General features: G+C 62.7%; 23 protein-coding genes. 13 read left to right on the top strand and 10 right to left on the bottom strand.

What is annotated here, in order from left to right; all coding sequences use genetic code 11:
- The first annotated feature begins 12 nt into the window (after positions 1 to 12).
- Both QZ497_RS10530 and QZ497_RS10525 read left to right on the top strand, forming a co-directional pair.
- Entirely contained in the window at positions 13 to 498 is a 486-nt protein-coding gene (locus QZ497_RS10530; protein ID WP_295474036.1) for a YajQ family cyclic di-GMP-binding protein, read from the top strand.
- 140 nt (positions 499 to 638) lie between these two features.
- The gene (locus QZ497_RS10525) at positions 639 to 1,481 is read left to right on the top strand and encodes a mechanosensitive ion channel family protein (protein WP_295474033.1); all 843 of its coding nucleotides are present in this window, start codon (positions 639 to 641) and stop codon (positions 1,479 to 1,481) included.
- Between the two features lie 73 nt (positions 1,482 to 1,554).
- Here the strand turns inward: QZ497_RS10525 and QZ497_RS10520 are convergent, their stop codons facing one another.
- Positions 1,555 to 3,108: an AmpG family muropeptide MFS transporter gene (locus tag QZ497_RS10520; protein WP_295474030.1), complete on the bottom strand. Its 1,554-nt coding sequence runs from the start codon at positions 3,106 to 3,108 to the stop codon at positions 1,555 to 1,557.
- A 43-nt stretch (positions 3,109 to 3,151) separates the two neighbouring features.
- Positions 3,152 to 3,457 carry an MGMT family protein gene (locus tag QZ497_RS10515; protein ID WP_295474323.1) on the bottom strand — a complete coding sequence of 102 codons (306 nt, stop codon included), beginning with the start codon at positions 3,455 to 3,457 and terminating at the stop codon, positions 3,152 to 3,154.
- Positions 3,458 to 3,670: 213 nt separating this feature from the next.
- Here QZ497_RS10515 and QZ497_RS10510 point away from each other — a divergent pair, with 213 nt between their 5' ends.
- A complete protein-coding gene (locus tag QZ497_RS10510) occupies positions 3,671 to 4,678 on the top strand; it encodes a DUF481 domain-containing protein (protein ID WP_295474028.1) in 1,008 nt (335 codons plus the stop codon).
- Between the two features lie 228 nt (positions 4,679 to 4,906).
- Here the strand turns inward: QZ497_RS10510 and QZ497_RS10505 are convergent, their stop codons facing one another.
- Positions 4,907 to 5,665: an SDR family oxidoreductase gene (locus tag QZ497_RS10505; RefSeq protein ID WP_295474026.1), complete on the bottom strand. Its 759-nt coding sequence runs from the start codon at positions 5,663 to 5,665 to the stop codon at positions 4,907 to 4,909.
- A 128-nt stretch (positions 5,666 to 5,793) separates the two neighbouring features.
- Between QZ497_RS10505 and QZ497_RS10500 the strand changes: the two genes are divergently transcribed.
- The 9 genes from QZ497_RS10500 to QZ497_RS10460 all read left to right on the top strand — a co-directional run bounded on the left by QZ497_RS10500 (position 5,794) and on the right by QZ497_RS10460 (position 13,362).
- Positions 5,794 to 6,525, top strand: coding sequence for a DUF2470 domain-containing protein (locus tag QZ497_RS10500; protein ID WP_295474024.1), 732 nt, complete (start codon positions 5,794 to 5,796; stop codon positions 6,523 to 6,525).
- A 66-nt stretch (positions 6,526 to 6,591) separates the two neighbouring features.
- Complete coding sequence (locus QZ497_RS10495) at positions 6,592 to 7,080, top strand: FxsA family protein (RefSeq protein WP_295474021.1); 489 nt, start codon at positions 6,592 to 6,594, stop codon at positions 7,078 to 7,080.
- A 242-nt stretch (positions 7,081 to 7,322) separates the two neighbouring features.
- On the top strand, positions 7,323 to 7,616 hold the full coding sequence (locus QZ497_RS10490) for a co-chaperone GroES (protein WP_295474018.1): 294 nt from the start codon (positions 7,323 to 7,325) through the stop codon (positions 7,614 to 7,616).
- A gap of 52 nt (positions 7,617 to 7,668) precedes the next feature.
- On the top strand, positions 7,669 to 9,312 hold the full coding sequence (gene groL / locus QZ497_RS10485; RefSeq protein ID WP_295474015.1) for a chaperonin GroEL: 1,644 nt from the start codon (positions 7,669 to 7,671) through the stop codon (positions 9,310 to 9,312).
- 207 nt (positions 9,313 to 9,519) lie between these two features.
- A complete protein-coding gene (colR, locus tag QZ497_RS10480; protein ID WP_295474012.1) occupies positions 9,520 to 10,203 on the top strand; it encodes a two-component system response regulator ColR in 684 nt (227 codons plus the stop codon).
- Positions 10,193 to 11,488, top strand: a complete 1,296-nt coding sequence (locus QZ497_RS10475; RefSeq protein WP_295474010.1) for a HAMP domain-containing sensor histidine kinase — start codon at positions 10,193 to 10,195, stop codon at positions 11,486 to 11,488. Before colR ends, QZ497_RS10475 begins: the two co-directional genes overlap by 11 nt.
- A 230-nt stretch (positions 11,489 to 11,718) precedes the next feature.
- Positions 11,719 to 12,411 (top strand): class I SAM-dependent methyltransferase, encoded by a 693-nt coding sequence (locus QZ497_RS10470; protein WP_295474008.1) that lies wholly within the window; start codon positions 11,719 to 11,721, stop codon positions 12,409 to 12,411.
- A 16-nt stretch (positions 12,412 to 12,427) separates the two neighbouring features.
- Positions 12,428 to 13,135, top strand: coding sequence for a lipopolysaccharide kinase InaA family protein (locus QZ497_RS10465; RefSeq protein WP_295474006.1), 708 nt, complete (start codon positions 12,428 to 12,430; stop codon positions 13,133 to 13,135).
- Entirely contained in the window at positions 13,135 to 13,362 is a 228-nt protein-coding gene (locus QZ497_RS10460; protein ID WP_295474003.1) for a hypothetical protein, read from the top strand. The genes QZ497_RS10465 and QZ497_RS10460 overlap by 1 nt, the downstream gene beginning before the upstream one ends.
- A 60-nt stretch (positions 13,363 to 13,422) precedes the next feature.
- Here the strand turns inward: QZ497_RS10460 and QZ497_RS10455 are convergent, their stop codons facing one another.
- Both QZ497_RS10455 and QZ497_RS10450 read right to left on the bottom strand, forming a co-directional pair.
- Positions 13,423 to 16,449, bottom strand: a complete 3,027-nt coding sequence (locus tag QZ497_RS10455) for a multidrug efflux RND transporter permease subunit (RefSeq protein ID WP_295474001.1) — start codon at positions 16,447 to 16,449, stop codon at positions 13,423 to 13,425.
- Between the two features lie 14 nt (positions 16,450 to 16,463).
- Positions 16,464 to 17,615, bottom strand: a complete 1,152-nt coding sequence (locus QZ497_RS10450) for an efflux RND transporter periplasmic adaptor subunit (protein ID WP_295473999.1) — start codon at positions 17,613 to 17,615, stop codon at positions 16,464 to 16,466.
- A 255-nt stretch (positions 17,616 to 17,870) separates the two neighbouring features.
- Between QZ497_RS10450 and QZ497_RS10445 the strand changes: the two genes are divergently transcribed.
- Complete coding sequence (locus QZ497_RS10445; protein WP_295473997.1) at positions 17,871 to 18,569, top strand: hypothetical protein; 699 nt, start codon at positions 17,871 to 17,873, stop codon at positions 18,567 to 18,569.
- Positions 18,570 to 18,584: 15 nt separating this feature from the next.
- Here the strand turns inward: QZ497_RS10445 and QZ497_RS10440 are convergent, their stop codons facing one another.
- The 5 genes from QZ497_RS10440 to QZ497_RS10420 all read right to left on the bottom strand — a co-directional run bounded on the left by QZ497_RS10440 (position 18,585) and on the right by QZ497_RS10420 (position 26,057).
- Positions 18,585 to 19,682, bottom strand: a complete 1,098-nt coding sequence (locus tag QZ497_RS10440; RefSeq protein ID WP_295474320.1) for a DUF1513 domain-containing protein — start codon at positions 19,680 to 19,682, stop codon at positions 18,585 to 18,587.
- An 18-nt stretch (positions 19,683 to 19,700) separates the two neighbouring features.
- The gene (locus QZ497_RS10435) at positions 19,701 to 20,765 is read right to left on the bottom strand and encodes an imelysin family protein (protein WP_295473994.1); all 1,065 of its coding nucleotides are present in this window, start codon (positions 20,763 to 20,765) and stop codon (positions 19,701 to 19,703) included.
- A 28-nt stretch (positions 20,766 to 20,793) separates the two neighbouring features.
- Positions 20,794 to 22,221, bottom strand: coding sequence for a di-heme oxidoredictase family protein (locus QZ497_RS10430; RefSeq protein WP_295473992.1), 1,428 nt, complete (start codon positions 22,219 to 22,221; stop codon positions 20,794 to 20,796).
- A 223-nt stretch (positions 22,222 to 22,444) separates the two neighbouring features.
- Positions 22,445 to 23,809 (bottom strand): imelysin family protein, encoded by a 1,365-nt coding sequence (locus QZ497_RS10425; RefSeq protein WP_295473989.1) that lies wholly within the window; start codon positions 23,807 to 23,809, stop codon positions 22,445 to 22,447.
- Between the two features lie 196 nt (positions 23,810 to 24,005).
- A complete protein-coding gene (locus tag QZ497_RS10420) occupies positions 24,006 to 26,057 on the bottom strand; it encodes a bifunctional diguanylate cyclase/phosphodiesterase (protein ID WP_295473985.1) in 2,052 nt (683 codons plus the stop codon).
- Between the last annotated feature and the right edge of the window lie 3 nt (positions 26,058 to 26,060).

Raw genomic sequence — 26,060 nt, 5'->3', positions numbered from 1 at the left:
TGGAGAAAATACATGCCCTCGTTCGACGTAGTGTCCGAATTGGATAAACACGAAGTCACGAATGCCGTCGACAATGCGATCAAGGAGCTGGATCGCCGTTATGACCTCAAAGGCAAGGGTTCCTTCGAGTTCAAGGAAAAGGACCTGGCCATTACCCTGACTGCCGAGGCCGAGTTCCAGCTCGAGGCGATGATCGAGATCCTCAAGCTGGCCCTGGTCAAGCGCAAGATCGACGTCAAATGCCTGGAAGTCAAAGAGCCCTACGCGTCCGGCAAGGTGATGAAGCAGGAAGCCAATCTGCGTGAAGGCATCGACAAGGATCTGGCGAAGAAGATCGTCGCCCACGTCAAGGACTCCAAGCTCAAGGTCCAGGCCGCCATCCAGGGCGAGCAGGTGCGCATCACCGGCAAAAAGCGTGACGACCTGCAGGACGCCATTGCCTTGCTGCGTGCCTACGACGCCGAGCTGCCGCTGCAATACAACAACTTCCGCGACTGATTTCGCGGCCGCGAGCCGGGCCTGCGGAACCCCGCCGGCCCGGATGCGTCCGACCTTCCTGTAGCCCCGCGAAGTGACTCGCTTCTTCAGAACGCGAGTGGTTTCGTCGTTGGCGATCCAAAGGCACCTAGGAGTAGAAGATGGATTTGAATGCTGAAGTCGATCAGCTGTGGCGGGTTTCCCAGTCGTGGATTCCGCTGATCATGCAATACAGCAGCCGGGTGCTGCTGGCCCTGGTAACCCTGAGCATCGGCTGGTGGCTGATCAACCGGGTGACCAACAAGCTTGGCGCGCTGCTGGCACTGCGTAACGCCGACCAGGCCCTGCAGGGCTTCGTCAGTACCCTGGCGAATATCATCCTTAAGGTGCTGCTGCTGATCAGCGTGGCTTCGATGATCGGTGTCGAGACCACCTCGTTCGTCGCTGCCATCGGTGCGGCCGGCCTGGCCATCGGCCTGGCCCTGCAAGGCAGCCTGTCGAATTTCGCCGGGGGCGTGCTGATCCTGCTGTTTCGTCCGTTTCGCATCGGCGACTGGATCGAGTTCCAGAGCATGTCCGGGACTGTGGACAACATTCAGATCTTCCACACCATCCTGCGTACCGGCGACAACCGCACGGTGATCGTGCCCAATGGCGTGCTGTCCAACGGCATCATCACCAATACCAACCGTCAGCCGACCCGCAAGGCCGTGTTCGACGTCAAGGTGGGCTACGACGCTGACCTCAGGCAGGCCCTGCAAGTGCTGCTGGACATGGCCGATGACCCTCGGGTGCTCAAGGACCCGGCGCCCCAGGCGGTGGTCAGCGCGCTGGGCGACAACGCCGTGGTGCTGCAGCTGCGGGTGTGGACCAAGACCGGTGACCTGGGCGACGTGCTGTCGAAGTTCAATCTCGAAGCCCGCGACCGCCTGAAGGCGGCCGGCATCGAGATCCAGTACCAGCAGCAGGTGGTGCAGATGAACAAGGAAGCGGCCCAGGGCTGATCAGCGCACCGGGTCTACAGGGCTTCAGCCGCCACGGGCTTGCTGCTGAAGCCGATCCAGCGCGATGAGCCTATCAGGCCTCAGGCTTCTCGACCGCTGCCGGGGCTTGCGGTGGCGGCTCGGGATGCCGGATTTCCCGGTTCCACTGCAGAATGATCATGATCAGCGTCGGCACCCCAAGCAGGGCGGTGATCAGGAAGAAATTGTGGTAGCCGAGCTTCTCTACCATCACCCCTGAGTAACCGCCGATCAGCCGCGGCAGCAGCAGCATGATCGAGCTGAGCAGGGCGTACTGGGTGGCCGAGAAACGCAGGTTGGTCAGGCTCGACAGGTAGGCGACGAAGGCCGAGGTGGCCATGCCGGAACTGAAGTTGTCCAGCGAGATGGTCACCACCAGCATCTGCAGGTTCGGCCCCATGTCGGCCAGCATCAGGAACAGGATGTTGGTGGCCGCCGAAGCGAAGCCGCCGATGAACAGGATCGGCATGATGCCGAAGCGCACGATCAGCAGGCCCCCGACTCCGGCACCGACCAGGGTCATGACCAGGCCGAAGATCTTGCTGACACTGGCGATCTGGTCCTTGGTGAAGCCCTGGTCGATATAGAACACGTTGGCCATCACCCCCATCACCGTATCGGACATTCGATAGGTGGCGATCAGGCCCAGCAGCAGCAAGGCCTGCCACCGATAGCGCATGATGAAATCGTTGACCGGCGTCAGCACCGGCGCCAGGCCGCGGCGCCCCATGGACGACAGGCAAGCGCTGGTCAGCACGGCATAGAGGATGGCGCGCAGGAAGGCGCGGTCTTCGAGCAGCAGGGTCAGCCAGCTGACGTCGCCGAACAGCACGCTGGCGAAGTCGGTGTTGTACAGCTGGGTGAAGAGGGCGGGGACCGAGACCAGCAGGACGATCAGCACGAACACCGAGGCCAGTTGGTGGATGAACCCATAGCGCGCCGCCGACAGCTGTGTGCGCAGGGGCACCGGCGGTTCGCGCATGATCAGCGTGGTGATCAGCGCCGGCAGCATCATCACCCCGAACAGCACGTAGGTGCCGGTCCAGGCCGAATGCTTGTAGGCGAAGCCGGTGGAGCCGAAGCCTTCGGCGAAATACAGCGCCCCGGCGGTAGACAGCAGGGCAGCGACCCGATAGCCGGACATGTAGCTGGCCGCCAATGCCGCCTGCTGGGTGTCCTGGGCAATTTCCAGACGGTAGGCATCGATGGCGATGTCCTGGGTCGCGGAAGCGAAGGCCACCACCACGGCAATGGCGATCAGCCAGGAGAGGTGCTGCTGCGGGTCGCAGAAGCCCATGCCGACCAGCCCGAGGATGACCAGCACCTGGGACAGCACCAGCCAGGAACGACGGCGGCCGAGCATGCCCAGGCCCGGCAGGCGCCACTGGTCGAGCAACGGCGACCATACCCATTTGAAGGCATAGGCCAGGCCGATCAGGCTGGCGTAGCCGATGGTTTCACGCGCCACGCCCGCTTCACGCAACCAGACCGACAGAGTGGAAAACACGAGCATATAAGGCAGGCCGGCGGCAAAGCCGAGCAGCAGCAACACGAGCGTCGACGGGCTGGCATAAGCGGCGAGCGCGGCGCGCCAGGTTTTACGGGGCATGAGCTGGTGACTGCCTCAGGTAACGAAAAACAAAGGGCGCACTCTAACCTCTGTGCCATAGGGGACGCCAGCCATGGCGTAGCATATCCACACGATTGTTACGGACGGTTATGCCTTCGGCGCGCAAGCGGGCGCGCTGCTCATCACCGGAGGGGCTGCCGGCCGGCAGGCTGATGCGACCGCCGGCGCCGATCACCCGGTGCCAGGGCAGGGTAGAGCCTTCCGGGAGCTGGCTCAGGGTCCGACCCACCCAGCGCGCTGCACGGCCCAGGCCGGCCATCTGGGCCAGCTCACCATAACTGGTGACATACCCTGGGGGGATCTGTTCCAGGGTCATGTACAGGGCCATGCGCCGCGCCTCGGCGGGTGATGGCTCGGCAGGAGTGTCTGAAGCGCTCAAGACTGGGGTTTTTCCGGAGGCGATGCAGGGGCTGAGCGGGACCGTGAATGAACTACAGCGTATTCCCGTGGTCTGTGAAGCTCGCGCCTGCGGTTTCGTATTCGGGATGAATTCTGCCGAATGATGCCTGAATTTTCGTCAAACACAGCCTTGTAGTTGCTTATGTTGTCCAGAACCCTGTTGTGCCTCGCTGTATCCACCGCCTCCATGCCCTTGCTCGCCGACACCGTCTGGCTGAAGAACGGCGACCGCCTGACCGGCACCATCAAACTGTTCGACGGTGGCAAGCTGCTGCTGCAGACCGACTACGGTGGAGCCATTCCGCTGGATTGGAGCAAGATCAAGACCCTGGAAAGCAAGGAACCGCTGCTGGTCAAGCAGAACCAGTACACCGGCGAAGTCGCCAAGTCGCTGCAGCCCAGCGATGACGGCAAGGTGGTGCTGGCCAATGGCGATGCACCCAAGACCGTCGAAATGGCCAGCATCCAGCAGATCGTCAAGCCCAAGCCGGTCATTACCGACCTGGTGTGGAAGGGCAACATCGATGCCGCGCTGGATTTCCAGCGCGCCGAGAGAGATTCCGACGACTACAACCTGTCGTTCAAGACGTCGGCCCGACACGACCGCTGGCGGCACAATGCCAAGGGCCAGTACAACCGCGAAACCCAGGACGACGTGGTCACCACCGACGACTGGAGCGCCGAGTACTCGCTGGATTACTTCCTTACCGACAAGTTCTACTGGGACGGACGGATCAACTACAAGCGTGACAAAGTCGAGGACCTGAGCCGTGAGCGTACCGTGGGTACCGGTCCGGGTTATCAGTTCTGGGATGACGAGCTGGGCGCATTCAAGGTGGGTGGCCTGCTCAACCGTACCGACTACGAATTCTCCAACGGGCAGAAGACCAACTTCTATTCCGTCGCCGGTACCTGGGACTACAACCGTTACCTGGTGGGCAAGAAGTTCGAGTTCTTCACCAACGGCGAGCTGGGCAAGCCGCTCAGCGATGTCGCCGACTACTCACTGGATGTCGAGGTAGGCCTGCGCTACAAGGTCACCGACTGGGCCTCGCTCAACGTCAAGGCCGAGCGTGACATCATCAGCGGTTCCAATGATGGCGACATCAACAAGACCCGCTACACCGCCGGCTTTGGCGTGACCTGGTAAACCTCTTCCAGCAAACAGGCCCGCTCCCGTCATGGCGGAGCGGGTTCGACTGGTTGCCCAGGTCGACTCCGCCTCAAGCAGGCGCGCGCTGGCCCTTGTGGGGGCGAGCTTGCTCGGGAAAAGCGGGCAAAGTCGCTAAGTCTGCTGTGAACGCGGCGCCGCCTTCGCGAGCAAGCTCGCTCCCACCGCCTAACCTAACTGTATTCGTTGAGCAGCGATCCGAGCCGGCTACAGGCGCATCGCGCCGTCCACCTCCAGTACCCGGCCGCTGAAGTAATCGTTCTCCAGGATGAACGCCACCGAGCGGGCGATTTCCTCGGGCTTGCCCATGCGTTTCAGGGGAATTGCCGAGGTCATCTTTTCCAGCGCCTCGGGCTTCATGCTGCCGGTCATTTCCGTCTCGATGAAACCGGGGGCGATGGCCGCGACACGAATGCCGAAGCGCGCCAGTTCCCTCGCCCAGGTCACGGTAGCCGCCACCACACCGGCCTTGGACGCCGCATAGTTGGTCTGCCCGATATTGCCGGCCCGCGAGATCGACGAGATGTTGATGATCGCTCCCTGGCTCTTCTGCTCGACCATGGTCGCCGCAACTTCCCGGGTGCACAGGAACACGCCGGTCAGGTTGACGTCGATCACCGACTGCCACTGTGCCAGGCTCATGGTGCTGATCTGCCCGTCCTTGACCTTGACCAGCATGCCGTCGCGCAGGATGCCGGCATTGTTGATCAGCCCGTGAATCGGGCCGAAATCCGCCGCAATACGTGCCACGGCGTCGACCACCTGCGCTTCATCGGCCACATTGCAGACATAACCGCGAGCCTGGATGCCCAGTGCCTTGCAACTGGCCACCGCGCTGTCGAGGCGGGTCTGGTCGAGGTCCATCAGCGCCAGGTTGGCGCCGCGTCCGGCCAGGTCGTGGGCCATGGCCAGGCCGAGTCCCTGGCATCCGCCGGTGATAATGATTAACTTGCCTTTCAGTTCCATAAGCGTGCTCACTGGTTGTAGAGGCTGCTGCCGTGGGTGCAGCACTACGCCGCAGACCGCTACAGGTATAGCAGCGCCCGGCCGGGTCTGGCCATGGCCTCGGCAAAAACACTAACGAGGGAGTCAAGATGAGCGTCCAAGCCACCCGGTCGGCCCGTGAACTGCTGCTGCGCGAATACCGCGGTGCGCTGGCCACGCACTCGATGTCGATGCCGGGCTTTCCATTCGGTTCGGTCGTGCCTTATTGCCTGGACGGGCAGGGCAGGCCGCTGATCCTCATCAGCCGTATCGCCCAGCACACTCATAACCTGCAGCAGGACCCCAAGTGTTCGCTGCTGGTCGGCGAGCGCGAAGCGGCGAACATCCAGACGCTGGGGCGCATCACCTTGATGGCCGAAGGGCACAGGCTTGCCGACCCGGCTGCCGTGGAGCTGGCAGCACAGCGCTATTACCGGTATTTCCCCGATTCGCGGAACCACCATAAAGACTACGACTTCGATTTCTGGGTGCTGACCCCGGTGCGCTACCGCTATATCGCAGGCGTCGGGTCCATCCAGTGGCTTGATGACGTGGCGTTGGCCAATCCTTTCTTCGGCTCCAGCGAAACCTCCATGGTCGAGCACATGAACCAGGATCACGCCGAGGCCCTGGCGCATTACGTGAAACTCGCCGGTCTGGCGCAGAGCGCCACGCCGAGGATGGTCGGCATCGACAGCGAAGGCATGCACCTGCGCATTGGCGACTCGCTGCACTGGCTGGCCTTCCCGGAGCCCTGTAATACCCCGACACAGGTCCGCGAAGCCTTGGTCCATCTGGCGCGCGCAACACATTGGCCTGCCCGTGACGGTACTCAGGCTTGATTTAACGACTTTCCGACATCACTTAGGGTCTACTGGAAGGCGTTCTTCCGTAGAGGAAAAAACTCGATGCGTGCTTTTTTACTGCTGTTTCTCCTGTTTCCCGTGCTTGAGCTGTTCGTTCTGGTGAAAGTCGGCATGTCCATAGGCTTCCTGTGGACCTTCCTGCTGGTGCTGACCACCTCGATGCTCGGCCTGTTGGTGATGCGCGTGGCCGGGCTGGCCACCGCACTGAGTGCCCGCGAAAGTCTGGCGCGAGGCGAGCTGCCTGCGCAGCAGATGCTCGAAGGATTGAGCATGGCGGTCGGTGGCGGCCTGTTGCTGCTGCCAGGTTTCATCAGTGACGTGCTGGGCGTGCTCTGCCTGCTGCCGGTGACCCGCCGCCTGCTGATTGGCAAGCTGCGTCAGCGCGCCGAAGAGCAGGCCATGCGCCAGCGCGCTTTCGCCGATGACCTGCGCACCCATCAGCATCCTGGGACCGGACGCCCGGAGGCCATCCATCAGCCGACCCGCGAACCTGAAGTCATCGAAGGCGAGTTCGAACACCGCGACAAATGACCAGCACTGGGCAGGCCTACGGCACCTTCGGGTGCCGTAGGCGTTTGAGGGCCGGGTAAAAATTTTTTTGCGCCGCCCTTGTAATCAAATCGGGCGCCCTCATGTATGGGTCACCGCAAGGTTTCTGGCGCACTGCCAGACCGTTTTCTGCGGTTCGCATGCCGAACCGTAACCGGCCAGGCCGGATTAACAACTCGCCGGTGCCCTTCACCGGACGTACCAACAAAATCAGGAGATCGACAATGAAGCTTCGTCCTCTGCATGACCGCGTCGTAATCCGTCGCAGCGAAGAAGAAACGAAAACTGCCGGCGGCATCGTGCTGCCAGGCTCGGCCGCCGAGAAGCCGAACCGTGGCGAAGTCGTCGCTGTAGGTGCCGGCCGTGTTCTGGACAACGGTGAAGTCCGTGCGCTGACCGTGAAAGTGGGCGACAAAGTGGTATTTGGCCCTTACTCCGGCAGCAACACCGTGAAAGTAGACGGCGAAGACCTGCTGGTGATGAACGAGAGCGAGATCCTCGCCGTCATCGAAGGCTGAGTCCTTCCCGCTCAATTTCCCGCTACTACACAGTATTTAAGGAATATCGATCATGGCTGCTAAAGAAGTTAAATTCGGCGATGCCGGCCGCAAGAAAATGCTCTCGGGTGTCAACACCCTGGCTGACGCAGTAAAAGCCACCCTGGGCCCGAAAGGCCGTAACGTGATCATCGAGAAGAGCTTCGGTGCTCCTCTGATCACCAAGGACGGCGTTTCCGTCGCCAAGGAAATCGAGCTGAAAGACCGCTTCGAGAACATGGGCGCGCAACTGGTCAAGGACGTGGCTTCCCGTGCCAACGACGACGCCGGTGACGGTACCACCACTGCGACCGTTCTGGCCCAGGCCATCGTCAACGAAGGCCTGAAGGCCGTTGCCGCCGGCATGAACCCAATGGACCTCAAGCGCGGCATCGACAAGGCCACTGCGGCCATCGTCAGCCAGCTGAAGTCGCTGTCCAAGCCATGCACCGACACCAAGGCCATCGCCCAGGTCGGCACCATCTCGGCCAACTCCGACAGCTCCATCGGCGACATCATTGCCGAAGCGATGGAAAAAGTGACCAAAGACGGTGTGATCACCGTTGAAGAAGGTTCGGGCCTGGAAAACGAACTGTCTGTTGTTGAAGGCATGCAGTTCGACCGTGGCTACCTGTCTCCTTACTTCATCAACAAGCCGGACACCATGGTGGCCGAGCTGGACAGCCCGCTGCTGCTGCTGGTCGACAAGAAGATCTCCAACATCCGCGAAATGCTGCCAGTCCTGGAAGCCGTTGCCAAAGCCGGCCGTCCACTGCTGATCATCGCTGAAGACGTCGAAGGCGAAGCGCTGGCGACTCTGGTAGTCAACAACATGCGCGGCATCGTCAAGGTCGCTGCGGTCAAGGCACCTGGCTTCGGCGACCGCCGCAAGGCCATGCTGCAGGACATCGCTGTCCTGACCGGCGGTACCGTGATTTCCGAAGAAATCGGCCTGAGCCTGGAAAGCACTACCCTGGAGCACCTGGGTAACGCCAAGCGCGTCGTGCTGAACAAGGAAAACACCACCATCATCGACGGTGCAGGCAACAAGTCCGACATCGACGCGCGTATCGCCCAGATCCGTCAGCAGATCGGCGACACCAGCTCCGACTACGACAAAGAGAAACTGCAAGAGCGTCTGGCCAAGCTGTCCGGCGGTGTTGCGGTGATCAAGGTCGGCGCCGGTTCCGAAGTCGAAATGAAAGAGAAGAAAGCCCGCGTTGAAGACGCCCTGCACGCAACCCGCGCAGCCGTCGAAGAAGGCGTGGTGCCTGGCGGTGGCGTAGCTCTGGTTCGTTCCCTGCAGGCCATCGAAGGTCTGAAAGGCGACAACGCTGACCAGAACGTCGGTATCGCTCTGCTGCGTCGTGCGGTCGAAGGCCCACTGCGTCAGATCGTGGCCAACGCTGGCGACGAGCCAAGCGTCGTGGTCGAGAAGGTCAAGCAAGGTTCGGGTAACTTCGGTTACAACGCCGCTACCGGTGAGTACGGCGACATGATCGAACTGGGCATCCTGGACCCAGCCAAAGTGACCCGTTCGGCACTGCAGGCCGCTTCCTCGATCGCCAGCCTGATGATCACCACCGAAGCGATGATCGCCGACATCCCGGAAGAGAAGCCGGCTGCTGGTGGCATGCCTGACATGGGCGGCATGGGTGGCATGGGCGGCATGATGTAAGCTGGCCCCAGCCTCTTTGCTTCACCCGAAGAACCCCGCCTCGTGCGGGGTTCTTCATTTATGAGGCAGATGCGCTTTGCGCAGTACGTGCTTCATCGGGAGGCATTGCCTGCCTTCCATGGTCTGAACGAGTGCAGGGACGCGGCTTGCGCGGCCACTGCTTCAACCCCTAAGCTGCGCCAGCCCCAATTGCATGCGGAGAGTCCTATGCGAATTCTTCTGGTCGAAGACAACCGCGATATCCTGGCGAACCTGGCCGATTACCTGGGCATGAAGGGTTATACGGTCGATTGCGCGCAGGATGGTCTGTCCGGCCTGCATCTGGCCGCCACCGAACATTACGACCTCATCGTGCTGGACATCATGCTGCCCGGCATCGACGGTTATACGCTGTGCAAGCGTCTGCGCGAAGATGCGCGGCGCGACACGCCGGTGATCATGCTCACTGCCCGCGATCAGCTCGACGATCGCCTGCAGGGCTTCCGTTCCGGCGCCGATGACTACCTGCTCAAACCCTTTGCCCTGTCGGAGCTGGCCGCGCGTATCGAAGCCGTGCTGCGTCGCGCCCAGGGGGGCGGGCGGCGCACCCTGCAGGTGGCCGACCTGGTCTATGACCTCGACACCCTGGAGGTCACGCGCGACGGGCGCATGCTCAAGCTCAACCCGGTGGGTCTGAAGCTGCTGGCAGTGCTGATGCAGAAGAGCCCACACGTGCTGCGTCGGGAAATCCTCGAAGAGGCACTGTGGGGCGATGACTGCCCGGACAGCGACAGCCTGCGCAGCCACGTGCACCAGTTGCGCCAGGTGATCGACAAGCCATTCCCCAAGGCGCTGCTGCACACCGTGCATGGTGTGGGCTATCGATTGGCCGAGGGCCGGGATGGAGTTTAAGCAGAGTCTCGCACAGCGGATCATCATCGCCTTTGCGCTGATGAGCGCACTGGTGGCCGGCTCGTTCGCCGTCGGCATCATTTCCACTGTGCACTTTATCGAAGAGAAACTCATATCAGCGGGCCTGGGCGGTGACCTTAATCGCCTGCTGCTGGCTGAAAGCGTCAGCGACTGGAGCCACCGTCCCAAGCAGGACCAGTTGTTCTACTTCAGCAATGGCCCAGGCGACTTCGACCTGCCCCCGGATATCCGCCACCTGGAGCCGGGCTTTCACGAGGTGTTTCGCGGACCGCTGTCCTATCACGCAATGATCGAGGTGGTCGACGGTCGTCACTATGCGTTGCTGCAGGACCAGAGCGATTTCGAAGAGCGCGAGCGGCTGCTGTTCGCCGTGGTGCTGGTGGGCTTCGTCCTGGCCCTGGCCCTGGCAGTGTTCCTGGGCTGGATTCTCGCTCGTCGGGTCATGGCGCCGGTGGTGCGCCTGGCCCGCCAGGTGCGCCATCGTGACCAGTTGCTGGGCCTGGCACCGCCCTTGGCGCCGGATTATGCCGCCGACGAAGTGGGCGAACTGGCGGTGGCCTTCGACGCCACTCTGGGGCGCCTGCGCCAGGCGCTGACCCGCGAGCGCATGTTCACCAGCGACGTCAGCCATGAGCTGCGTACGCCACTGATGGTCCTGGCCAGCTCTTGCGAGCTGCTGCTTGAGAATCCGGCACTGGACCAGCGGGCTCGGCGTCAGGTGGAGCGCATCGCACGGGCCTGCGAGGAAATGCGCGACCTGGTGCAGACCTTCCTGATGCTTGCCCGCACTCAGCGCGAAGACCCGACCATGACCCCCAAGGCCACCCTGACCGGGGTCGCCGAGCAGCTGATTGCGCAGTGGCGCGGCCCCATCGAGAGCAAGGGCCTGGAGCTGATCTACAAGCCGGCCGAGGACGACCAGGCGTCGGAAATCCGCTACAACGCGACCTTCCTGCTGGCGGTGATGGGCAACCTGCTACGCAATGCCCTGCATTACACCGACCAGGGTTTCATCGCTCTGACACTTCATGGTCGAGGCTTCGTCGTCGAAGACAGTGGCGTGGGCATTCCCGAAGAAAAGCGCGAGGCCATGTTCGAGCCGTTCGTGCGCGGCAACGAGCAGCGTGGCGAAGGTCTGGGGCTGGGGCTTTCGCTGGTACAGCGCATCTGCGTCAACCAGGGCTGGACCGTCAGTCTCAGCCCCATGGAGCCCAACGGCTGCCGTTTCGAAGTCAACCTGGCCCCCACTGGCAACGAGCGCTGAACAGGGTGGCCGGGCAACCGGCCCACTGTTGAACCGTAACGCCCTCCTGACGCGTGCGTATCTTGCTCGCGACGCGCTTGTCCGTCTCGGATATGTCTGTAAGATCTTTCTAACGCCTTGAAATTGCTGGAAACATTCTCTCGCGTTCGACGACGTTTTTTTCACGAGTGCATGACCTGAAGCGGACGGCCGTTCACCTATCGTGAAGGCATCTGAAGCGGAGAGCCCTCATGAGCAAGCGTATCGAACTGGAGTTTTCCAACAAATACGACCGTGACCACGCGCGGCAATATCTTGAAAAACATCGGAACGGTCTCTGGCGTCGGCTGTCCCATCAGCGGGACGAGCAACTGGCTCGCAAGGCGCTGCAACTGGCCGGGGATCCCGGTGTGGTGCTGGATTTGCCCTGCGGCGCCGGGCGTTTCTGGCCGTTGCTGGCTGAACACCCTACCCGAATGATCATCGGCGCCGACAACTCGGCCGACATGCTCAGGACCGCTCGGCAGGGCCAGGCGGACGAAGTGGTGCAACGGGTACGTACTTTGCAAACTTCTGCCTTTGCCATTGATCTGCCCGACCATTCGGTCGACAGCATCTTCTGCATGCGCCTGCTGCACCATATTGGTCAGGCCGAACACCGGATGGCGTTACTGCGTGAGTTTCAACGGGTTAGCCGCGACAGCGTGATCGTGTCGCTATGGGTCGATGGCAACTTCAAGGCCTGGAAGCGCAAGCGTCTTGAGCGTCGGCGCCAGGGCGAGCAGCCGGTGTCCGGTGGGGCCGAAAGTTACCAGAACCGTTTTGTGTTACCGGCTGCAACGGTTGAGCAGGAATTCGAAGCGGCAGGATTCAGCATCCAGAAGCACCTGGACTTCCTGCCGAAATATGCGATGTGGCGAGTCTATCTGCTACGCAAACAATAACCAGGATGGGCAGTCAATGACGGCGCAGGCGACACTGAACACAAGCAACGACGATTTCGGGCAGTTCTGGCAGCTGCAGGGCGACTGGGTCGAGGCACCCAACGTGCGGCGTGGCGGAGAAAGCGGCGTGCAGCGTGTTCGCGCCGAGGACGGCGGGCTGCTTTATGTCAAGCGCCAGATCGGCCATGTGTACCGTAGCTGGCTGCATCCCTTCGGCAGGCCGACGGTGCTGCGTGAGCGCGATGCACTTGAAGGCCTGCGCCGGCTGGGCGTGCGGGTGCCGGAAATCATCTATTGCGGCGCCGAACGTGACGAACGTCAGCAATGGCGCGCTCTGTTGGTGACGGCCAATCTCGAAGGCTTCGAAGAAATAGACAATTGGTACGCCGGTGGCGGTCGTGAGCGCTACGGCGAGGCCGTGCACGAGCGCCTGCTACAGGCCATCGGCGAGACCCTGGCACGCATGCACCGCGGCCGCTGGCAGCACAGCTGCCTGTACAGCAAGCATGTATTCGTGAAAGTCACCGGCCAGGGTGACCAGGCACAGCCACAGGTGGCCTTGCTGGACTTGGAAAAAGGCCGCCGACGTCTGACCGCTCGTGGTGCTGCCCTGCACGACATGAAGCAATTGCGCCGCCATTCGTCATTCAGTGTCGCTGACTGGAACAAGTTGATCTACTTTTACCAGACGGCGTTTGGCAGCGCTCTCAAAGGGTTAGGCTAATGAAACTAGAAATGGCTCGAGGTTTGTTTCTCGTCGCGGCCCTGGCCACCACGACGATGGCAGTTGCAGCCTGGGAGCAGCCCTCCACCAAAGTGCTGAGCACGCCGCATGGCGAGGGGCATTGTCCCTTGCCCAAGGTGGCCAAGGTCCAGCAGGTGACGCAGCCGGACCACGACCTGCTGCTGTTTCTCTACAGTCTGGCCCAGGGCACGGGAGTGCGACGCTGAATGACACACCTGACATGAAGGCCCCGGTTTCGATACCGGGGCCTTTTCGTTTCAGGGCTTTTACCGAGTTCCGGCTTTCGGTGCCAGCAGGGTATACACGCAAGGCAGCACGAACAGGGTGAACAAGGTGCCCACCGACATGCCGGTGGCGATGACGATACCGATGTCGAAGCGGCTCACCGCGCCGGCGCCGCTGGCGAAGATCAGCGGCAGCATGCCGAACACCATGGCTGCGGTGGTCATCAACACCGGGCGCAGGCGAATCGCGGCGGCCTGTTCGACTGCCTCCCTGGCCTCCAGGCCTTGCCGACGCAGGCCATTGGCGAATTCCACGATCAGGATGCCATGCTTGCTGATCAACCCGATCAGTGTCACCAAACCAACCTGGGTATAGATGTTCATGCTCGACACGCCGAGGAACATCGGCAGCAGGGCGCCGCAGATCGACAACGGGACGGTCACCAGAATCACCAATGGAGCGCGGAAGCTTTCGAACTGGGCCGCCAGCACCAGGAAGATGATCGCCAAGGCCAGGGCGAAGGTCAGCCACAGCGTGCTGCCTTCCTGCACGTACTGCCGCGAGGCCCCGGCGTAGTCGAAGGCGAAGCCGGCGGGTGCCTCCTCCTGCGCGATGGTGCGCACCGTGTCGATGGCTTCGCCCATGCTGGCGATGGGAAAGCCCTGGATGATCGCCGAGTTCAGTTGCTGGAACTGGTTGAGCTGGCGTGGCCGTGCCCGATCGCTGACGCTGATCAGCGTCGACAGCGGCAGCAGCTTGCCCTGGTCGTTCCTGACGTAATAGCGGTTCAGCCAGGCGGGGTTGTCGCGGTAGGCGCGCTCCACCTGGGCGATCACCTTGTAGCTGCGCCCGTCGATGCTGAAGCGGTTGATTTCCGACTCGCCCAGCAGGGTCGCCAGGGTGCCGCCCAGGTCTTGCATCGAGACGCCCATCTGCGCCGCCTTGGCGCGGTCGATGTCGACTACGATCTCCGGCTTGTCGAACGCCAGGTCGACGCTCATGAAGGCGAACTTGCCCGATGCCATGGCGCGCTTGCGTACCCTTTCGGCCAGCTCCAGCAGCGCGGGGTAATCCCCGGTGCTGTTGATCACGAACTGGAATGGCAGGCCTTCACCGGTGCCCGGCAATGACGGCAGGTTGAAACCGAAGATCTGCAGGCCGGGTATTTCATCGAGCCTGGCCTGGACTTCGGGAAGGATCTGCATCTGGCTGCGCTGGCGCTCGCCCCAGGGCTTGAGCAGAAAGCCGCCCACGCCGGTCTGTACGCCGTTGAAGCCGTTGATCTGGAAAGAGGAGTAGTACTCCGGGAAGGTCCTGAACACCTTGGTGAACTGATCGGTGTAGGCATTCATGTAATCCAGGCTGGTGGTCTGCGGTGAGGTGGACATCATGAACACGATGCCCTGGTCTTCGTCCGGCGCCAGTTCCGAGCGGCTGAACATCAGCAGCACCGGAATCAGGCACAGCACGATAACGCCGAACAGCAGCACCACCGGGCGGGTTTCCAGGGTGCCGTGCAGCAGGCGCTGGTACCGGCGTTTCAGACCGTCGAAAAGCCGGTCCAGGCGCGCGGCCAGCCCCCCTTGGGCCTTGTCGTGTCGCAGCAGCAGGGCGCACATCATCGGCGAGAGGGTCAGGGCCACGATGCCGGAAATCACCACCGCGCCCGCCAGGGTCAGGGCGAATTCCTTGAACAGCGCGCCGGTCAGGCCTTGCAGGAAGCCGATGGGGGCGTATACCGCAGCCAGGGTCACGGTCATCGACACCACCGGCATGGCGATTTCCCTGGCACCCTGCAAGGCTGCGTCGAACGGGCGTTGGCCCTGTTCGATGTGGCGATGGATGTTCTCCACTACGACGATGGCGTCGTCCACCACCAGGCCGATGGCCAGGACCATGGCCAACAGGGTCAGCAGGTTGATCGAATAGCCCATCAACTGCATGAAGAACAGTACGCCGATCATCGACAGCGGGATGGTTACCACCGGGATCAGTACCGAGCGCAGGGCACCGAGGAACAGGAACACCACGACTATGACGATCAGTACCGCCTCGGCCAGGGTCTTGATCACTTCATTGATGGAGGCCTGGATGAACAACGTGGCGTCGTAGGCGATCGACACCTTCAGGCCTGGTGGCAGCTGGCTTTCGATCTCCGGCATCACCCGCCGCACTTCCTTGATGACCTCCAGCGGGTTGGCGCTGGGCGTGCTCTTGATGCCGATGTACACCGACGGCGTGCCGTCGAAGGAGCTGATGGTGTTGTAGTTCTCGGCGCCCATCTCGACACGCGCCACGTCGCCGAGCAGCACCCGGCTGTCACCCTGGACCTTCACCGGAATGTTGGCGAAGGCCTCGGCGGACTTGAGTTCGGTGGCGGCATTGATGCTGGTCACCACGTACTCGCCCTTGACCTCACCAGCGGCGGACAGGAAGTTCTGCCGACGCACCGCGTCGGTGACGTCGGCAGCGGTGAGGCCGAAGCCGGCCAGTCGCACCGGGTCGAGCCACAGGCGCATGGCGAATACCTGGTTGCCGAGAATCTGCGCTTCGGCCATGCCGGGCAGGGTGGCCAGCTTGGGCTGGATCACCCGCGACAGGTAATCGGTAATCTGCGGGTTGCTCAATTGCGGGCTGTAGAAGCTGATGTACATCAGCGCCGAGGCATCGGCGGCTTCCTTGCTCAGTACCGGGTCTTCGGCGGCCTGTGGCAGCTCGTTCTTGACCTCGTTGGCCTTGGCCAGCAGTTGCGTGTACAGGCGGTCGCTGTCGGCGCCGATGCGCGCATAGACGGAAATGACCGAGAAATTCTGGCGGCTCACCGAGGTCATGTAGTCGATGCCTTCGGCGCTGGCCAGGCTCTGTTGCAAGGGCTGGGTGATGTAGCCCTGGATGGTTTCCGCATTGGCACCGGGATAGGCGGTGGTGACGGTGATCAGCGCGTTTTCCATCTGCGGGTACTGGCGGATGCTCAGCTTGCCGAAGGCCTGCAGGCCCAGCAGCACGATCAGCAGGCTGACCACGGTGGCCAGCACCGGGCGGCGAATGAACAGGTCGGTAAAGGCCATGGCGGATGACCTGCTCAACCGGCGTCAGGCTGGCCGGCCGATGCGGCCGGAAGGGTCGGGTCGGCCAGCGGCTTGACCTCGGTGCCCTGGTCGAGCTTCAACTGGCCTCCGCTGACCACCACCTCGCCGGCCTTGATGCCCTTGAGAATGATCACCTGGCCATCGCGTCGCTCGCCAGTTTCCACGGAGCGCCGCTCGACCTGCCAGCGCGGTTGGCCCTCGGCGTTCATCTGCGCCTGGCCCTGCTCATCGTGGCTGGCGACGACGACGTACACCGAGTTGCCATACAGGGTGTAGGTAATGGCTGTTTCAGGCACCAGGACACGCGAAGCGTTGCCGGGCAATTGCACCTGCAGGCTGGCGAACATGCCCGGCAGCAAGCGTCGTTCCGGGTTGGGCAGGGTCGCGCGAACCTGCACGTTGCGGGTGGTTTCGTCGACCTTTGGATTGATCGCGCTGATGCGCCCTTCGAATGACTGTCCGGGCCATGCCGCAACGTCGGCCAGTACGGGCTGGCCGATGGCGAGCTGCGGTACGCTCTGCTCGGGCACGTTGAAGTCGAGGTAGAGGCTGCTCAGGTCCTGCAGGGTGGCGATGACCGTGCCACTGGCCAGATAGGCGCCGACGTCCACCTGGCGAATGCCGATGGTGCCGTCGAAGGGCGCGAGGATCTGCTTCTTGGCCAGCGCGGCCTTGAGCTGATTGACGGTGGCGGCAGACTTCTGCTGTTGGGCGGCGAGCCGGTCGAAATCTCCCCGCGAGATGGCCTGATCGCCCACCAGGCGGCTGCCGCGGCCATATTCGACACGGGCCAGACCCAGGTCTGCCTCGGCAGTCGCCAGCTGGGCGCGCTCCACATCGCTGTCCAGTTGCAGCAATGGCTGGCCGGCGCGCACCGGCTGCCCCGACTCGAACTGGATCGTCTTGACCGTGCCGGCGACTTCAAGGCTCAGCTCGACGCCCTGAAAGGCCTTGAGCGTGCCGATGGCCGGTAGCCGCGCTTGCCAGGGTTGTTCGCGCGCGGTGGCCACCGCCACGCTGACCGGCGGCTTGGGCGCGCTGAACTGCTGGATCTGCCGATAGATCGAGAGGGCCTTGTAGCCGGCGAGCAACAGCACACCGAGCAGTACCAGCCCGAGCATGATCAGGATACGGCGGCGTAGCATGCGTCACTTCCCTGGAAAGAAACCGGCATGAACTCCTGCAGGTATTTGGCGATATTCGGCCTCTGGCGGCTTTATTACAAGCCTGATCTTCGAAGGGCTGGGTGAATGGATAACTTCAAAATCTGAGGAATACTCCTACATATGTAAACGCTGTTTCTTGCATATTCAGTTAGTTACCTATGCCATCTTTTTCCTTGCCCCGTATTTCAATACGAACGCTTTCAGAAAATCGCCATAAAAGAAGGAAGAATTGCGATGGGTCCCACATGGACGAAACTGCTGATTGCCTTGCGTGGCGGCCTGCAGGATGCCGCCGAAGATACCGTGGTCTACCAGGCCTGGCGGGTGCTGGACCACGAGCTGCTTGAGGTCGAGGCGCTGGTCGAGACAGGGCGATCCAGCCTGGCCAACCTGATGGCGAAGAATATCCTGGCCGGCAGGGAAGTGCATCAGACCCAGAGGCGACTGAGGACGCTCACCGATGAACTTCGCCAGTCACTCGACCGCTCTGAAGATGAACGAGCGCTGCAGGTCGCCGGTGAAATCGCCGAGCAGGAAGTCCTGTTGATGGAAGAAACCCGCGTCGCCCGTGAGTACTCCAGAAGTGTGGAACACCTGCGCCATGCACTGGAGGTCAATGAAAGCCGTTTACGCGCCCTCAAGAAACAGGCCGAGCTCATGCGGGGGGCCGATATCCTTCGACAGGGAGCGACAGGCCCCGCCTCATCACGCCGCGAGCCGGTCGCCCAATTGCAAGTGATTGCCGACACCCTCGACACCATCCGCCAGCATCAGGAAGAAATGGCCAGTCGCCTGGCCACCGAAGAGGCTCGCTGCGTGCGCGATCCTGAGCTGGACAGGCACCTGCATGAAGCCCCGCCGCAGGCTTGCCAGGCGCGGGCCCGCAGCGTGATCGAGCGAATCAGGGCAGAAGAGCTGGTGCAGGCCCCCTGAGCCGGTGCAGACCCATCAGGCCAGATGCAGGTGGTTGTCCCAGAATGCGCTGGGCAGCTCCAGTGGTTTGGGCTGCAGGCTTGCCTGGCGGCAGTCGTAGAAGCGGCAGCGACCCTGGCCAGAGGTCACCACAAACCCGTCGGCCACCGCACCGACGCCGGCGCAGTCCGGCATGGAGGCGTCCAGTTTCAAGGCTGCGCTGTCCAGATCCCAGATGAAGAACCGGTTGGCCCTGGGGGCGGTCAAGGCCACCAGGCGCAGCTCGTCATGAATGGCGACGCTTGCCGTATAGTGGTTCATGCTGCGCAGCTGCTCTTCGGCCACCGCAAACGCCTGGAATGGCTGGCCCGGGCGCTTGATCGCCAGCAGCTCGGCCAGGGTCGTCGAGTCGCCCATGAACTGCTGTCCCGCCACGATGGTGCCGTCGCTGGCCACCGCCAGGTGACGCACGCTGTTCATCTGTTGGCTCAGGAGTTCCTTGCTCAACAGCGTACCGTCGCGCTTCATCAGCACCAGGCTCGGCTCCATGGCATCGAGGTTCATCTCCACCCGGCTTTCGGCCTCGGTGCGAATCCCGCCATTGGCGACGATCAGGGTTTCGCCGTCCGGCATCCACGACACCTGATGCGGCCCGATACCATGGGTCGGAATTTCACCTGCATGTTCCAGACGCTGATCGACGAAGCGATACACCCCCAGTACACCGCGCCCTGGGTCGCGGGTGTCATTCTCCGTGGCGTATAGCCATTCCCCATCCTTGTGAATCACCGCATGCCCATAGAAGTGCCGGTCGGGTTGCGACTCGATGGTCTGCAGCAACTGGCCGCTACGCAGGTCGATGAGGTAGCTCTGCGTGCCCGGACGCCGCGCGATGAATACCGCCAGCGGCAGTTCAGGATGGTTGATGATGTCATGGCAACGTTGGGCGACCTCGGTGGCGAACACCTGCTTGCCGTCCAGTCGATAGCCCACGGCGTAGTGCTTGCCATCGGCATCGTCACGCGCCGATAGCAGCAGTGGGCCGCTGTCCTTGTGGCGGAACAGACTCCAGCCGCCCAGCGTGAACGCACTCAGCAGCAGGCTGCCCAGAGCCAGGGCCTGACGTCGCAGCATCATCTGCTCTTCCTCCGATCAGTCGCCGTCGTTGGCATTGAAGCCCAACTGAATGCCCAGTGCCTTGGCCAGCTCGCCCTCATGCAGGCGGTGGACGGCATTCAGGCTGTCATAGAACGCATTGAGCTGCTGGCGCCCGGCTTCGCTGGCCAGCAGGTCGGCCAGCGGCGGCTTGAGTTCGGCCAACAGCTTGCGACTGTTGGCGTAGGCCGCGTCGATCTTGTCGGCCAGGGGCTTCTGCTCGGCGGGCAGGAGGCTGCGTAGGCCCTTGTTGTCGACACCTGCCCACACGGTCTCGGCACTCGCCAAGCTGGCCTGCAGGCTGCTGAGCGATGACTGGCTGCGCCAGGAGTCAGCCTGGAATGGCTGTGGTACGCCCTTGGACTGGCGGCCCAGCGGCGTACCCAGTTTCTTCTTGAGCGTATCCAAGGCGGTGACCTGTACGCGAAGCAGCTCGGCGATCGCCTCATGGGAGTCGGCATACCGGTTGTTGGGGAACTTGCTCAACTGCGCCAGCATGCCGTCGTTGCTGTTCCAGCTGTTGAGGATTTCTTCGGCGAGCAGCTTCTGGCGTGCACCGATGGCGGTCAGCAGCGGGCAATAGCGGGCCTTCTGCTGGGCATTGGCCATGTCGATGTCGGCGTCGAAGAGAATGTATTCGTAGGCCGACAGACCCTGGACCACGACGCTGGCCTTGGTCAGTTCCTCGACGCTGATCGAAGGCTGCGCCGCCACCAGTTGCTCGACCTGACGGCCCACCAGGTTTTTCTTGTCCGGCCAGAACTGGACCTGCCAGGCACGATTGCTCTCGGCCAGTGGCCCGATCAGCAGAGGCTGCAGCTCGGCCCAGGTCTTCTGTGCCTTGAGGAAGTCCGCACGAGCGGTCTGCAGGTCGGTCTTGCCTTCGCAGAACGCCAAGGCGCTGGCCGCCAGTTGCCGGTCCGCCTCTACCCAGCGGCTGTAGGTAGGCAGGATCACCTGTTTGGCGATCGCCGCCGAGGTCACGGCCTGCGGATCGGCGGGGGTACAGGCGCCCAGCGCCAGGGCGGCGAGGCTGGTGAACAACAGCTTGGGACGGAACATCTCGGGCTCCTTGGTTAAGGGCAGGCAATCATAATGAATTGAGGAAGCTCAGCAAGGCCGCGCGCTGTTCGGCATCGAACGCCAGCACCTGCCGCTGCGCGGCCTGCGCTTCGCCGCCATGCCAGAGGATTGCCTCCAGTACATTGCGCGCCCGGCCATCATGCAGCAACTGGGTATGTCCGCTGACCGCCTGGGTCAGGCCCAGCCCCCACAGGGGCGGCGTGCGCCATTCCCGGCCATTGGCCTGGAACTCGCTGCGGTTGTCGGCCAGGCCTTCACCCATGTCGTGCAGCAGCAGGTCGGTATAGGGGCGAATGACCTGATTGGCCAGTTCCGGTTCGGCGGCGTCGCTGCGGGTGGTGAACTGCGGCGTGTGGCACTGGTTGCAACCGGCCTTGAAGAACAGGCTCTTGCCGGCCAGTACCTGCGGGTCGTCGACCGCACGGCGCGCCGGCACGCCGAGGTTGCGGGTATAGAACTCGACCAGGCGCAGGATGTTGTCGCTGACCTCCGGTTCGCCGTCCGGGCCATTGCCATTGGGCGCCTGCTGGCAGGCCGTCTGCGCCGATGTGCAGTCGTCGTGGGGCAGCAGGTGGGTGGTCAGCCCCATGTCGCCGGCGAAGGCGTGGGCGTTCTGCTGGTTGAGGCTGGGCTGGCCGGCTTTCCAGCCGAAACGCCCAAGGTCGACCTGCTGGCGAGCCTCATCCCAGACCCAGTTGGGGCGTCCGGAAATGCCGTCGTCGTTCTTGTCGTCCGGGTCGGCGTTGGCCAGGATCGCCGTCTCGGGAATGGCCTCCAGCAGCCCCAGGCCGATCATCGGCGGGGCGATGCGCGCCGAGACCCGGGTTTCCGGATGCAGCGGGCCATAGCCCAGGTGGGTGATGCGCAGCGTCGGCTGGCGCAGTTCCACCTCGGTGCCGTCGCGAAAACGCATCACCAGCGGGTCGTACTCGACCCGCACCTTGCCTTCCGGAACGACGCCCGGAATCGCCATGTCCTGCAGTTGCGTGCCGTACACCGGCTCGGGCACTACGCCGATGCGCTGCAGAGCCTGCGCCGAAGCCTCGCCACCGGGAATCGACAAACGTACCAGCATCGATACGGCATTGTTGTCACCTGGCTCGGGCGGATGCCCGCGACCATCCCGGATATGACAGTTCTGGCAGGCGTTGGTGTTGAACAACGGGCCCAGGCCATCGCGCGCGGTGGTGGTGGACGGGGCGATGACCCAGGGGTTGCGGAAGAAACTGTTGCCTACGCTGAAATCCACGCGGCGCACCGGCGGCAGATTTGCCGAGGGCAGGGCGAAGGCGTTCTGGTCGCGTCGCTGCACCGTAGCACTGCCGCCCGAGAGCGCTTCGCCGGGTTCGGCTTTGGTAAAGCGCGGGGCGTCATCGCATCCGCTCAGGAGCAAGGCGAGCAGAAGACTGAGGGGGATACGCAGCGACGGGGTCATACGGGGTCTGCAACAGCCGAAATTCAGGGCGAGCAGCTTAACAGCCCTGCGGATCTGGAATAAGAGGGATTATCGTTCAGCAGAGGCTGTGCAACCTGTTGTTACGAATTGCTCAGGGTTGGACTTGCACAATCCTTGCCCCCTCCGGATGAACGATCCCGGCGCAGAAAAATGCCGGTCAGCGTACTGACCGGCATTGGATGGCACACCTGCCTGGGCCGGATCAGAAATCGTGATCGGCGTTGTCAGGGTTCAGGTCGGTGATGCCCAGCTTGCCAGCGGCCTGCTCGATGGCACCGGTCTGCTTGACCAGGGCACCGATGGCGTCGCGCACCACTTGGTTGCCTTCGGTGTTGCCCGCAGCGATCAGTTGGTCGAAGTGCTCGCCTTTGTTGGCGCGGTCGACCAGTACCTGCAGCTTGGCCTGGGTGCTGTCCAGGTCGGCGCGCAGGGTGGCGTCGGTGGCCGCATCGGCCTTGGCCACCAGCGACGACAGGCTCGGGCCGCTGATCTTGGTGCCGTCGGTGCGGGTGTATTCACCCAGGTAGACGTTACGGATGCCTAGGCCGTTGTAGTAGTGCGAGTTGTGCGTGTTGTCGCTGAAGCAGTCGTGCTCGTCTTCGCTGGAGTTGGCTTCCAGGGCGACTTTCATGCGTTCGCCGGCCAGTTCGCCGAGCGACAGGCTGCCCATGCCGAAGAGCATCTTGCGCAGGCCGCTTTCGCCCGACTCGGCCTCCAGGCTGGCGCGGTAGTTGTCGGCCACACCTGGTTTCCAGTTGTCGACCATTTCTTCCAGGTCACTGACCAGCAGCTCGGTGACGGCTTTCAGGTAGGCACGACGACGGTCGTTGTGACCTCCGGTGGCGCCGGCGCCTTCGAGGTAATCGCTGGCCGGGCGCTCGCCGGCACCCGGGCCGTTGCCGTGCAGGTCCTGGCCCCACAGCAGGAACTCGATGGCGTGATAGCCGGTCGCGACGTTGGCTTCCGAACCGCCCAGCTCGTTGAGGCTGGCCAGTTTCTCAGGCGTGATTTCCTTGACGTCGACCTTGTCTTCGCCCACCTGGATCTCGGTGTTGGCGATGATGTTGGCGGTGGCGCCCGGGTTGCCCAGAGCGTGCTGGTAGTCCTTGGCGACATAGTCGATCAGGCCTTCGTCCAGCGGCCAGGCATTAACCTGACCTTCCCAGTCGTCGATGATGGTATTGCCGAAGCGGAACACTTCGCTCTGCATGTAAGGAATGCGCGCGGCCAGCCAGGCATCGCGGGCAGCCTTGAGGGTCTTGTCGTTCGGGGTGGCGAGGAACTCGTCTACCGCAGTCTGCAGCTTCTTGGCTGCATCGTGGGCATCGCTGAATACGGCATAGACCATGCTGCTGTAGTTGGCGACCACGGCCTTGGCGGCGGCTTCATCCAATTGACCGGTGCTGGTGGTGGCGCCTGCGGCGGGGGCCGGCGCCGCTGGGGCGGCAGCAGGGGCCGGGGTGGAGGCGGGTGCCGGAGCGGCAGCCTTGTCCTTGCCTTCGCCGCAACCGGCGAGGGAGATAGCGATGGCCAGCAGACTGGCGGATGCCAGAGGCATACGAATCATGACGAAATCCTGCGTCTAGGAAGGGGTGATGGCGCCAGGCGCCCGAAAAAACTGCGACATGATGCGAAAGATTTGCATTCGATGTAAAGGCATAACGCCTTTAAACGCAGGAGCCGATCATCGTCGGATGTAACTGGAGTTTTCGAAGGGACCCCGGCAGCAGCCCTTGGAAGCCGGGCGGCGAGTGCCGACGAGGTTATAGCGTGGCCGCGCTGCGACGCTTGGCCTGCTTCAGGTAGGCCAGCAATTCCCGACCCGGCAGCGGCTTGCTGTAGAAATAGCCCTGGCCTTCGTGACAGCCTTCGGAAATCACATAGGCTTCCTGTTCGGCGGTTTCCACGCCTTCGGCGATCACCTGCATGCCCAGGCTCTTGCCGAGCTGGATGATGGCCCGCACGATGGTTGCGTCGTCGTCATCGACGATGAGGTCCTGGACGAAGCTCTTGTCGATCTTGATCTTGTCCAGCGGCAGGCTCTTGAGGTAGCTCAATGACGAATAGCCGGTGCCGAAGTCGTCGATGGCGATCAGCGCCCCCGAGCGACGCAGGCTCAGCAGGTGCTGGGCTGCGGTGCTGATGTCTTCCATCAGGCCGGTCTCGGTGACTTCCAGTTCCAGGCTGCGCGGCGGCAGGCGGTAGATCTGCAGCAGGTTGTTGACCACCCTCGGCAGCTCGGTGTGGTGCAGCTGTACGGTCGACAGGTTCACGGCCATGCGCAGTTCGCTGAAGCCTTGGTCGTGCCACTCGCGCAACTGTCGGCAGGCCTGGTCGAGCACCCATTCGCCGATGGCGATGATGGTGCCATTCTGTTCGGCAAGGGGAATGAACACGTCGGGCGGCACCAGGCCGTGCTCAGGATGTTTCCAGCGGATCAGCGCCTCTACGCCCATTACGGCATGGTCGCGGTAGCTGACCTGTGGCTGGTAGACCAGGAACAGTTGGTTACGTGGCAGCGCCTCACGCAGTTCCTTCTCCAGTTCACGGCGCCGGCGCATCTCGCTGTCGACGCTGGCGATATAGAACTGGTAACGGTTGCGCGAGCGGCTCTTGGCCAGCGTCATGGTCTGTTCGGCCTTTTGCAGCAGCTTCTCGGTGCTGTCGCCATCTTCGGGGAACAGGGTGATGCCGATGGTGGCGCGCAGACGGATCTCATGCTGCTCCAGGGCGAAGGGGGCTTCCAGGTCGTCGAGGATGTTCTGCGCCAGTTCGGCGGTTTCGTAGGGCTGCTCGATGTCGGCCTGCACCAGTGCGAACTGATCGCCGCCCAGGCGCGCCAGGGCACCGAGCCGGCCACTGTGGACCCGCAAGCGGTCGGCCAGGGCCAGCAGCAGTTGGTCACCCGCCTGGTAGCTGAACTGCTCGTTGATGCCCTTGAAGTCATCCAGGCCCACGCACAGTACGGCGACTCGCCGCTGCAGGCGTCCGGCCTCGTCGAGAATCTTGTCCAGCTGTTCCTGCAATTGCTGGCGGTTGGGCAGGCCGGTGAGGAAGTCGTACTGGGCCATGCGCTGCAGGCTGCTTTCGGCTTCGTGGCGCAGGTGGGTGTTGCGCTCGATGGACGCCAGTAACTGGTTGGCGGTATCGATCCACAGACCCAGCTCGTTCTTCTCATGACCCTTCAGGCGCGGCAACTGATGTTCGCTAGGGCGGTCGGGGTTGATCTCGGTCAGCGACTCGATGATCTTCGACAGCGGCTTGGTGAGCATCCAGTGATACACCAGGTACAGCACCAGGCCCATGGCCAGGGCGCGCAGGGTGCCGGAAATGAAAATGATCAGCGCGCTCATCAGGAAGCTTTCGCCATAATGCGCGGTGTCCAGAGTGATGCGCAGGTCGCCGTAATATTCGTTGTAGGGGGGGCGGCCGGTCAGTTGTGTGGTGAAGCTGCGTTCCTGGCCCAGAATCAGGTCAGTCAGCCAGCGACTGCCGGAGGTTTCCAGTGGGCGTTCCTTTTCCGCCAGCACGGTCTCGTTGGGATGGCCAATGGAGGCCTGGCGTACCGAGGCGTCCTGGAACAGCCCCTCGATGACCTGCATGCCCATTTCCCGGTCAAGGCTGTACACCGCCTGGGTGGACGGGTCGCGGAACATGTCGAGGATACGACCGGCATCGGCGGCCACGGCCTGGCGGGTCTTGTAGGCATCGAAGATGATCTGCGCGCAACTCAATGCCACGCCGACGACCAGCGCGCAGAGCAGGACGACGCGCAGCAGTTTCACCGACAGACTGTTTCTGAGTTCCAGCTTCAAGAG

Source organism: uncultured Pseudomonas sp. (genome assembly GCF_913777995.1).
In the GTDB taxonomy this organism is placed as follows: domain Bacteria; phylum Pseudomonadota; class Gammaproteobacteria; order Pseudomonadales; family Pseudomonadaceae; genus Aquipseudomonas.
This window is presented reverse-complemented; position numbering and strand designations above follow the sequence as displayed.